Annotated in this window: 7 protein-coding genes; 3 read left to right on the forward strand and 4 right to left on the reverse strand. The window is 71.8% G+C overall.

The features are described from left to right. Positions 1-61 precede the first annotated feature (61 nt). From ACZ4Z1_RS11770 to ACZ4Z1_RS11780, 3 genes are read right to left on the reverse strand one after another with little or no spacing between them, the layout of a single operon-like run. Positions 62-541, reverse strand: a complete 480-nt coding sequence (locus ACZ4Z1_RS11770; RefSeq protein ID WP_468486414.1) for an HD domain-containing protein — start codon at positions 539-541, stop codon at positions 62-64. A 49-nt stretch (positions 542-590) separates the two neighbouring features. Then, positions 591-2,045 (reverse strand): penicillin-binding transpeptidase domain-containing protein, encoded by a 1,455-nt coding sequence (locus ACZ4Z1_RS11775; RefSeq protein ID WP_468486415.1) that lies wholly within the window; start codon positions 2,043-2,045, stop codon positions 591-593. Next, positions 2,042-3,589, reverse strand: a complete 1,548-nt coding sequence (locus ACZ4Z1_RS11780; protein WP_468486416.1) for an FtsW/RodA/SpoVE family cell cycle protein — start codon at positions 3,587-3,589, stop codon at positions 2,042-2,044. The genes ACZ4Z1_RS11775 and ACZ4Z1_RS11780 overlap by 4 nt, the downstream gene beginning before the upstream one ends. Before the next feature lie 803 nt (positions 3,590-4,392). Here ACZ4Z1_RS11780 and ACZ4Z1_RS11785 point away from each other — a divergent pair. From ACZ4Z1_RS11785 to ACZ4Z1_RS11795, 3 genes are all read left to right on the forward strand, one after another. After that, positions 4,393-5,631, forward strand: coding sequence for a cytochrome P450 (locus tag ACZ4Z1_RS11785; RefSeq protein WP_468486668.1), 1,239 nt, complete (start codon positions 4,393-4,395; stop codon positions 5,629-5,631). Positions 5,632-5,960: 329 nt separating this feature from the next. Continuing rightward, positions 5,961-6,707, forward strand: a complete 747-nt coding sequence (locus tag ACZ4Z1_RS11790) for a hypothetical protein (RefSeq protein ID WP_468486417.1) — start codon at positions 5,961-5,963, stop codon at positions 6,705-6,707. Between the two features lie 94 nt (positions 6,708-6,801). Continuing rightward, complete coding sequence (locus ACZ4Z1_RS11795) at positions 6,802-7,422, forward strand: class F sortase (protein WP_468486418.1); 621 nt, start codon at positions 6,802-6,804, stop codon at positions 7,420-7,422. 43 nt (positions 7,423-7,465) lie between these two features. Here the strand turns inward: ACZ4Z1_RS11795 and ACZ4Z1_RS11800 are convergent, their stop codons facing one another. Further along, entirely contained in the window at positions 7,466-8,698 is a 1,233-nt protein-coding gene (locus ACZ4Z1_RS11800; RefSeq protein WP_468486419.1) for a cytochrome P450, read from the reverse strand. Between the last annotated feature and the right edge of the window lie 1,159 nt (positions 8,699-9,857).

Genomic DNA, 9,857 nt, shown 5'->3' on the forward strand with positions numbered 1-9,857 from the left:
AGCTGTATGGGGCAGCCTTGTGAGGGGGTGTCCGGGGTGTGGACCGGGGGCCGGAGCCGCCCTACGCCAGCCCCAGTAGCCCGCGGATCCGGGCGTACTTCACCGTCAGCCGCTCCCGCGTCGCCGCGTCCAGCACCGCGAGCCGCGCCGGGTCCGTGTTGTGCGCCAGGTCCGCTTCCTTGATCAGCAGTGCGCCCGGTGTGGCCAGGATGCGTGCCGCGTACGCCTCGACCGGCTCACCCGGACGCTTGCTCACCGCGCGGACCATCGCCTTGGTGGGCGCGGTGAGTGCGGCGCCGTCCAGCCACGCCGCCGTCAGGGCACCGTCCTCGACGGCGTCGTGCAGCCAGGCGGCGGCGATCTGTTCGTCGCTGCCGCCGCGTGCCCGTACCCCCTCGGCGACCGCCGCGAGGTGCTCCGCGTAGGGGCGTCCCGCTTTGTCCGTCTGCCCCTGGTGGGCCCGGCGGGCCAGCGCCTCGACCTCGGTGAGGGGCAGGAGCGCCCGGTCCCCGCTCCGTTCTCCGTGCCCTCGCTGTCCCACGCGTCCCCCTGCGCTTCCTGCCTGTGCCTCATGGCCCGGTCCCCGTCCGTCACCGTAGCGCGGCCTGCATCACTGCGCGGGCGACGGGGGCCGCGCTGCCGCCGCCGCTGATGTCCGCGCGGTCGGCGGCAGCGTCCTCGACGACCACCGCCACGGCCACCGCCGGGTCGGCCGCGCCGTCCTTCCGCGCCCAGGAGATGAACCAGGCGTACGGCGTGCCCTTGTTGTGCACCCCGTGCTGCGCGGTGCCGGTCTTGCCGCCGACGGTGGCGCCGTCGATCGCGGCGCCGGCGCCGGTGCCCCGGGTGACCACGCCGGTCATCATCTCCTGGAGGTGCCGCGCGGTGCCGCGGCTCATGGCCCGGTGCAGGGTCCTGGGCCGGGTGGTGGCGACGGTCTTGCCGTGCGCGTCGGTCAGCTTGTCCACCAGGTAGGGGGACTTGATCTCGCCGTCATTGGCCACGGCCGCGGCGACCATCGCCATCTGGAGCGGGGTGGCGGTGGTGTCGTACTGGCCGATGGCCGAGAGGGCCAGCTGGGCCTGGTTCATGTCGGTGTCGAAGACGCTGCGGGCGGCGGTGGAGGGGACCTTCAGGTTCTCGTCGTTGAAGCCGAAGTTCTCCGCGGTCTCGGCCATGCCGTCCAGGCCGACGTCCACGCCCAGGCGGGCGAAGACGGTGTTGCAGGACACCTCGAAGGCGTGCCGCAGCGACGCGTTCGCGCAGCCGCCGGCCTCGTTGGTGAGCCGGGTGGACGTCCCCGGAAGGGTGTACGGGCTCGGGGTGCCGGTGGCCGCGTCGATGTCGGTGACCTTGCGGCGGTCCAGCGCCGCCGCGGCGGTGACGACCTTGAAGGTGGAGCCCGGCGGGTAGGTCTGCTTCAGGGCGCGGTTGAGCATCGGCCGGCCGCCGCTGCCGTTGAGCCGGCTCCAGGTGTCCGTCACCGGCCGCCCGGTGCCGGCGAGGTCGCCCGGGTCGTACGACGGCGTGCTGACCAGCGCGAGGATCTTGCCGGTCCGCGGCTGCACGGCGGCCACCGCGCCCTTCTTGCCGCCCAGCTCCTCGTACGCGGCCTGCTGCACCGCCGCGTCGACCGTGGTGACCACGTCGCCGCCCGGCTGCTGCTCGCGGCTGATGTCCGTCCACAGCGGGAACGGGGCGAGCCGGGGGTCGGTGCCGGACAGCACGTCGTCCTCGGCGTTCTCCAGCAGCGTGGTGCCGTAGGTCTGCGAGGCGTAGCCGGTGACGGGCGCGTACAGCGGACCTTCGGCGTACGTCCGCTCGAACCGCAGCTGCCCGCCGCTGTCCCGCGATCCGGTGACCGGCTCGCCGCTGACGAGGATGTCGCCGCGCGGCTGGCTGTAACGGGTCATCACGGTGCGCCGGTTGGCGGGGTTGTCGTCGTAACCGTCGGCCTCGAAGACCTGGACGCGGGCGGCGTTCAGGAGCAGTGCGACGAGCAGGACCAGACAGAAGACGCTGGCGCGGCGGATGTAGCGGTTCACCGGTCCCTGCCCTGGTCGTCGCGGTCGGTGGGGGTGGCGGGGGCGACGAGGCCGACGGTTCCGGTGGGGGCGGGGGTGCCGGGGGTGTCGTCGTCGCCCCCGTACCCGTACCCGTACCGGTACGGAAGGTCGTCCTCCGCGTACGGGTACGCCGAGGCCCCGGACCGGGCGCCACCGGTGCCCGCCGCCGCGATCGTCCCGGCCTCCGTGTCGTCCGGGCGGGGGCTGCGGGCGCTGTCGCTGATCCGGATGAGCAGCGCGACGATGACCCAGTTGGTCACGACGGACGAGCCGCCCTGGGCCAGGAAGGGCATCGCCATGCCGGTCAGCGGGATCAGGCCCATCACCCCGCCCGCGATGACGAAGACCTGGACGGCCAGGAGGGAGGCGAGCCCCACGGCCAGCAGCCGGCCGAACGGGTCGCGCAGCGCCAGGCCCGCCCGGTAGCCGCGGGCGACCAGGAGGGCGTACAGGAGGAAGAGGGCGGTGAGGCCGGTCAGGCCCAGTTCCTCACCGTACGTGGCCAGGATGAAGTCCGATTTCATGGCGAAGCCGATGAGGGCGGAGTGGCCCTCGCCCAGGCCGGTGCCGAGCAGGCCGCCGGCGGCGAAGGCGAACAGCGACTGGGCGAGCTGGCCGGCGCCCCGGCCCGCCGTGATGCTCGCGAACGGGTGCAGCCAGTCCGCGACGCGGCTGTGCACGTGCGGTTCGAGGACACCGACGGCGGCGGCGCCGGCCGCGGCGAGCAGCAGGCCCATCGCGATCCAGCCGGTGCGGCCGGTGGCCACGTACAGCAGGACGACGAAGACGCCGAAGAAGAGGAGCGAGGTGCCCAGGTCGCGTTCGAGGACCAGGACGCCGACGCTGACCAGCCAGACGGTGACGACCGGGCCGAGCACCCGGCCGGTGGGGAACTGGAACTTCCACATCCGCTTGCCCGTGTGGGCGAGGGCGTTGCGGTTGGCCGCCAGGTACGCGGCGAAGAAGACCGTGATCAGGATCTTCGCGAACTCGCCTGGCTGGAAGGAGAAGCCCGCCACCCGGATCCAGATCTTGGCCCCGTTCACGGCGGGGAAGAGGATCGGGACGACCATCAGGACGAGACCGGCGGCGACCGACACGTAGGCGTAGCGCTGCAGGATGCGGTGGTCGCGCAGCAGCAGGACGACGGCGGCGAACAGGGCCACGCCGAGGGCGGACCAGACCAGCTGGGTGGGCGCCGCCCGGTCCTCGGGTGTCTCCAGGTCGAGCCGGAAGATCAGCAGCAGCCCGAGCCCGTTCAGGAGGATCGCGATGGGCAGCAGCAGGGGGTCGGCGTAGGGGGCACGGAACCTGACGGCGAGGTGCCCGAGGAGGGCCAGGGCGGCCAGGCCCGCCCCGTAGCTCGCGGCGTCGGCCGGGACGGCGTTCTGCCGGGCGAGGCCGACGTCGATGTACCCGCAGACGCTGATGAGGACGGCGCCGGCGAGGAGGGCCAGCTCGGTGCCCCGGCGCCGGGGCGCCCTCAGGCGCGGTGGGGGAGCGTCCGCCGTGGTTGCGGTCATGACGGGCAACGTAGCAAGTGCTGAGGCATATGTCCTTTATGTCGGCATGGTGGGCGGGGAGTGTGGTGGGCGGCGACGGGCGACGGCCGGGCGCGGTGGGGGCGTACCGGTGTACGGGAGTGCGGGCGCGGCCGTACGCAAGGGCCCCACGGGTGCGGCCGCCGGGCGACCGGGCCGGGCGTCGCTCCGGACCGGAGGGCCGGGTGGGCGCGATCGCGGGGCCGGGCGGGCACGGATTCCGGTGACGGGTGGCGGCGAGCGGGGTCTCGTGGCGTCCCGCCGCGGGCGGGCCGTACGGCGGCCTGGCGAGTGGACGCGGGAAACGGTGTACGGGTTGCCTCGTTCGCCCGTGACGGAACCGGTGGGCCGCACACCCCGCGTACGGTTGGCTTTCACCCATGACGCCCGCCATCTCCGCAGCTCCGGCTGCGCCGCGCGCCACGATGGCCGACCGGCCCGCGAGCGGGCCCGGTTGGCTCCCCCGGAGCCGCGCCACGGCCGCCTCCGGGGGAGCCCCTAGGGGGCGAACAGGGGTTGTTCCGTGATTGCGCGCAATGGCAGTTTGTAAACTCGCCCTCAGACCACGCGCACACATAGGTACAAGGCTGAGCTCGTCACGCTGGACGCGGCCGACCGGTTCATGGCGCACGTCACATCCGCGAACGCCGAGCGGATGTCCCGGCGTTCGGCAGCCCTTACCGGGGCCCGCCGAGGGCGGGTGACCGTCCCCCTCGACGAAAGGCAGTATTAGCGTCATGACGACTCTCCGTTCCCGGATCATCGCCTGGGCCGGCCGCCTGTATATGGCAAGGACACGGAAGAAGGGCTTCGACCTGTCTCGGATGTCTTTCTTGCCCGAGTCTGTGTTGATGCCGTTGCGGCGGGACGGACTGGACCCGGTGGGCGAGCTGGCGACGGTGCGCGAGAAGGAGCCCATCAGCAAACTGCCGGTGCCGATCGCCGCCAATGTGTGGCTGGTCACCGGTTACGACGAGGTCAAAGCCGTCCTGGGCAAGGCCAACGCCTTCAGCTCCGACTTCACCAACCTCATCGGACAGGCCGGCGCCAGCACCGACCAGAACCCCGGCGGCCTCGGCTTCGCCGACCCGCCGGTGCACACCCGGCTGCGCCGTCTGCTGACCCCCGAATTCACCATGCGCCGCCTTGGCCGGCTCACGCCCCGTATCCACGAGATCGTGGAGGAGCGGCTGGACGCCATGGAGAAGGCCGGCTGTTCCGGCGACCCGGTCGACATCGTGGAGCACTTCGCCCTGCCCATTCCGTCGCTGGTCATCTGCGAACTCCTCGGGGTCCCGTACGAGGACCGCGCCGACTTCGAGCGGCTGAGCGCCGCCCGCTTCGACCTTTTCAGCGGCGCCAACGCGTCCTTCGGCGCCATATCGGAATCGCTCCAGTATTTCCGTGAGGTGGTCAAGAAGCAGCGCCGGAACCCCGGCGACGGCCTGCTCGGCATGATCGTCAAGGAGCACGGCGACTCGGTCAGCGACGAGGAGCTGGCGGGCCTGGCCGACGGCGTGCTGACCGGCGGCTTCGAGACGACCGCGAGCATGCTGGCGCTGGGCGCCCTGGTGCTCCTGCAGGACCCCTCGCACTTCGCGGCCCTCAAGGACGACGAGGAGGCGGCCGAACGCTACGTGGAGGAGCTGCTGCGCTACCTCACCGTCGTACAGGTGGCCTTCCCCCGGTTCGCGCGGGAGGACCTGGAGATCGCCGGGGTGCAGATCGCCAAGGGCGACGTGGTCCTGTGCTCGCTCAGCGGCGCCGACCGCGACGGCAAGCTGGGGCCCGACATGGAGCGCTTCGACCCGTCCCGCAACGTGCCCTCGCACCTCGCCTTCGGCTACGGCATCCACCGCTGCGTCGGCGCCGAGCTGGCCAAGATGGAGCTGCGCGCCGCCTACCCCGCGCTGGTGCGGCGCTTCCCGAACATGCGGCTCGCGGTGCGGCCCGAGGAGCTGGCGTTCCGCAAGCTGTCGATCGTGTACGGGATCGAGTCGCTGCCGGTCCGGGTCGACGGCTGAGCCGAGTTTCCCTTCTCCCGTACCGGTGGCACGGAATTCAACCATTCTTCGGTAAGCGGTCGGGGCGGATTCTCTTTCGGCGACCGGGCACCTGGCCGAAAGGCTGAGTGCCCGGTCGTTTCTTTTCCTCCGTACGGACGAGGAGGGCGGAATTCCGCGGGGACCAAAGTCCCGGAAAGCGCGGGAGTTGCGTGGCCGTGTCCTCATCTCCGGCAGGCTGTTACCTTCCCGGAGATTTCTCGTGATGCGGGCTGAATAACTTCATCGGTGTCGCCGACGCACCGAGCGGACAGCGACCTCCACTGATGGAAAACCGCAAAGGAATCCTGATGGCCAGCACCCGTCGCCGTACTCTCGTCCGTACCACCGCCGTCACGGCCGTCGCCGGCTCGGCGCTGCTGCTGCCCGCCGCTGCCGCCTTCGCCGACAGCCCGCAGCCGGCCACCGCCACGAGCCCCGGGGTGGAAAAGCCCTCCGAGGACTCCGGGAAGCCGGTGAACAAGGGGGACGAGAACCAGCAGAAGGACGGTCAGGAAAAGGACGGACAGCAGAAGGACGGGCAGCAGAAGGGCGAGCGCAAGCTGATCCGTACGCAGAGCCTGTCCGGCGGATTCACCGCCAAGGTCTACAAGCTGGGCCCGAACCATTTCCAGGCCGACATGTACGCCAAGGAACCGGCCACCGGCAAGCTCGTCAAGATGGACACGCTGGAGACCAAGGGCGGCAAGCCCGCCTACGGTCAGCACAACGGCGCGCACTTCGTCCTGCGGCCCGACGGTTCCATGACCTCGTGGGTCGAGGGCGGCGACAAGAAGCAGGACGAGAAGCAGGACCGGAAGAAGGACGCGAAGCACGGGGAGCGGAAGAAGGACGCGCGGCAGGACCAGCGGCAGCCGCAGCAGAGCGGCCGGCAGACCCAGGTCACCCCGAAGGGCGGCGTGAAGGCCGGTGCGGAGGGCGTCGGCGGGACACCGGACGCCCCGGCCCTCCTGCTCGCCGGCGGCGGGGCCGCCGCGGCGGCCGCGGGCCTCGGCTTCGCACTGCTGCACCGCCGCAAGGCGGGCCAGGACGCCTGACCCGCGGCGCCGCCCGGGGCGGGCCGCTCCTCCCGCACCGGAGCGGCCCGCCCCCACCCCCTCCACTTACTCCCCGTACGCACCAGGAGCCACCGTGCCCCCGTCCACCACGAACCGCCACGGCCGCATCGGACGTATCGCCGTCCTGAGCGTCCTCGCGCTCGCCGTCAGCGGGGCCCTGACCGCCTGCGGCGGCGGCCCCGGCCCGGACGTGCGGGTGGAGAACGCCGCCACCGGCCCGGCCGGGCAGGCCGTCACGCCGATGAAGCGGTCCGAGCCCACCCGCGTACGGATTCCGTCGGCCGGCGTCGACAGCCGCCCCGTCCTCCCGCTCGGGCTCACCGCGGACGGCGAGCTGGACGTGCCCCCGGTGGACAAGGCGGACCAGGCGGGCTGGTTCACCAAGGGGGTCACCCCGGGGGAGAAGGGGCCGGCCGTCCTGGTCGCCCACTACGACACGGCCGAGGGACCGGCCCTGCTGCGGAACGTCGCCAGGATGAAGGTCGGTGACGTCATCGAGGTCGGCCGCGCCGACGGCACCACCGCCACCTTCAAGATCCGAGAGGTCCAGCAGATCGGCAAGGAGCACTTTCCGACGGACCGGGTGTACGGCGACACCGACCGCCCCGAGCTGCGCCTGATCACCTGCGGCGGCCCGATCGTGGACGGCCACCGCTCGGACAACATCGTCTTCTACGCGGACCTGGTGAAGTGACCGGCGCCGCGCCCCCGGCCGGGGCGCCGCGCCGGGCCCGGACTCACTCCGGCCGCAGGGCGACCGGGAGGCTGGTGACGCCGCTCAGCAGGTTGGAGTAGTTGCGGCGGGTGTCGCCGCGCAGCTCCACCGAGGCGACGATCTCGCGCAGCCCGGTCAGCATGGCGGCGATCTCCGCCCGGCCCAGGTAGGCGCCGAGGCAGAAGTGCGGGCCGTAGCCGAAGGACAGATGCTTGTTGGGGGTGCGGCCGAGCAGGAAGCGCTCCGGGGCCTCGAAGACGTCCTCGTCCATGTTGGCCGAGTCGTTCCACAGTGTGACGATGTCCCCGGCCTTGATCACCTGCCCCTGCCCGCCGACCGGCACGTCCTCCAGCGCCGTACGGCCGAAGTGCAGCGCGGGCGTCGTCCAGCGCAGGATCTCGTCCACGGCGGCGGGGATCTCCACCTCGCCGCTCTTCAGCGCCCGCCACTGCTCGGGGTGTTCGACGAGCGCGAGCACCCCGCCGGTCATCGACATCCGGCTGGTCTCGTCACCGCCGATGATCAGGCTGTAGCAGTTGACCACGATCTCGTCCATGGTCAACGGCCGGCCCTCGATGAGACCGGTGGCCAGCACGCTGACCGCGTCGCTGCCCGGGTTCCTGCGCCGCTCCTCGGCCAGCGTGCCGAAGTACGCCAGGATGTCGTTGCGGGCCTGCCACGCGGCGGCGGGCGACTGGGCGGCGCCGTCGTTGCCGAGGGCGGTCGCGGTCAGCTCCAGCACCTTGGCGCGGTCCGCCTCGGGCACGCCCATCAGGTCGCAGATCGCGGTGAGCGGGATGTCCGCCGCCACGTCCCGGGCGAAGTCGCACTCCTCGCGGGCGACCGCTTCGCGCAGCAGCGCGCGGGTGGACTGCCGGATGTTGTCCACCACGCCTTCCAGCGCGCGCGGCGAGAACGCCTTGAGCAGGATCTTGCGGATGTCGGAGTGCCGTGGCCCGTCCGTCACCGCGGCCATCATGCCCGCCGCGGAATCGCCGCCCATCAGCAGCGTGGTGAGCACATTTCCCTTCTCCGACGTGAACCGTTTGTTGTCCCGGTAGATTTCGGAGACGTCGGCGTGCCGGGAAACGACCCAGAACCCCGGGGACCCGCCGACGGAGGGGTGCCAGTAGAACGGCTGGGTTCTGCGCAGATGACGCCAGACCTCACTCAGGTCGTACTCGGCGTGGGTACGCGGGTCCGTCAGGTCCAGCGTCGCTATGTCACCCGGACTCAGCATGATGCGGCTGGGCATGGATTCAACTGCTCCTTAGGCTCCGTGGCAGGCTCCGGCGGTGTCGCCGTGTTCGCCGCTTTCGGTCTGCGGCCCCGGCGTCGTCCGCCGGTGGCCGGCCATGGTCCCCCGTGGCCCGGTCGGCCGGAGTCGCCCATGCGGCCGCTCCGCATTTTCACAGTAGCAACTCGCCGCGTACCGGCGGAGGTCGCGCCCGGTGCTCCGGGACGGATTCCGCTGCCCGGCACGGTGGACGGCCGGAAAAAGAAGATGCCATTCCGGTTGTGGCCGATTCGGCCCGTCCGGACGCCGTCCCCGCCGGCCGGCCGGCCGGGCGCCCCCGGCCTGGGCAAAGACCGGAACGGGAGCGCCGAAGAGCGTCCCGGACACCCTGGCTGACCAGCCCATATGTAGGTCGCGGCGGTGGAGTTCGCGGTCGCCCGGGCGCCGCGGGTTTCTCCTTGACGCCTTCGCGGGACTGCTGATTAACTCGCGATGGCTTGATCGATGGACCCGGAGCGGGTCCGGATGGTGTGCACTTTCGGGGGTTGTGTATCCATGCCACAAGGCGTACGAGCGAGACCGTGGCCCGGCCACGCCCAGGAGGGCGCGACATCGTGTCGCGCGGATTGTGTCCCGCCGCACCCACTGCGATCGCCCTGATTTCCCGTACGGATCCACCGGAACGCCGGTCCGCGTACGAATGACCGCCCGCGTACCGGCTGTGGACCCCGGTATTTCCCCGAAAGATCGGTAACGACCAGGCCCGGCGCGGCGGTTCGCCGAACGGGTCACCGACAGGGGTGCCCAGGGGAAAATCCGTTCACCCTTGACCTTCGTCCCGGGTGTGTGAGAACACGGCATCAGTCCCCGGCCCCGGCCGGACCTTTCGCCCTTTTCCCTTGCCGATTTCCCGTCCGGACCGACCACCGGAGCCCGGAAACACCGGCCCGTTCCGTGTGGAACAGGCCCGGCACCCTTGCCGGCCCCTCCGGCCCTTTTCGTTCCACCCACTCGGCGCCGCCTTCCCCGCCGGGCGTCACCGCCCTGCTCCGGGCCGCCGTGCGCGGTGTGCCCGCCATGCCGCCCGCCGGACGCCGTCCACCGACGCCGTCCCTCCCCGACGCCGCTCACCGACCCGGCCGACGACCGACCAGTGCCGCATTGCCCTGTGCGGGGC

Source organism: Streptomyces sp. NPDC030165 (assembly GCF_055573595.1).

Excerpts from the sequence above, each read along its gene's own strand:
- ACZ4Z1_RS11780 (WP_468486416.1), bottom strand. The coding sequence starts at position 3,589 with ATGACCGCAACCACGGCGGACGCTCCCCCACCGCGCCTGAGGGCGCCC.
- ACZ4Z1_RS11785 (WP_468486668.1), top strand. The coding sequence starts at position 4,393 with ATGGCAAGGACACGGAAGAAGGGCTTCGACCTGTCTCGGATGTCTTTC.
- ACZ4Z1_RS11790 (WP_468486417.1), top strand. The coding sequence starts at position 5,961 with ATGGCCAGCACCCGTCGCCGTACTCTCGTCCGTACCACCGCCGTCACG.
- ACZ4Z1_RS11800 (WP_468486419.1), bottom strand. The coding sequence starts at position 8,698 with ATGCCCAGCCGCATCATGCTGAGTCCGGGTGACATAGCGACGCTGGAC.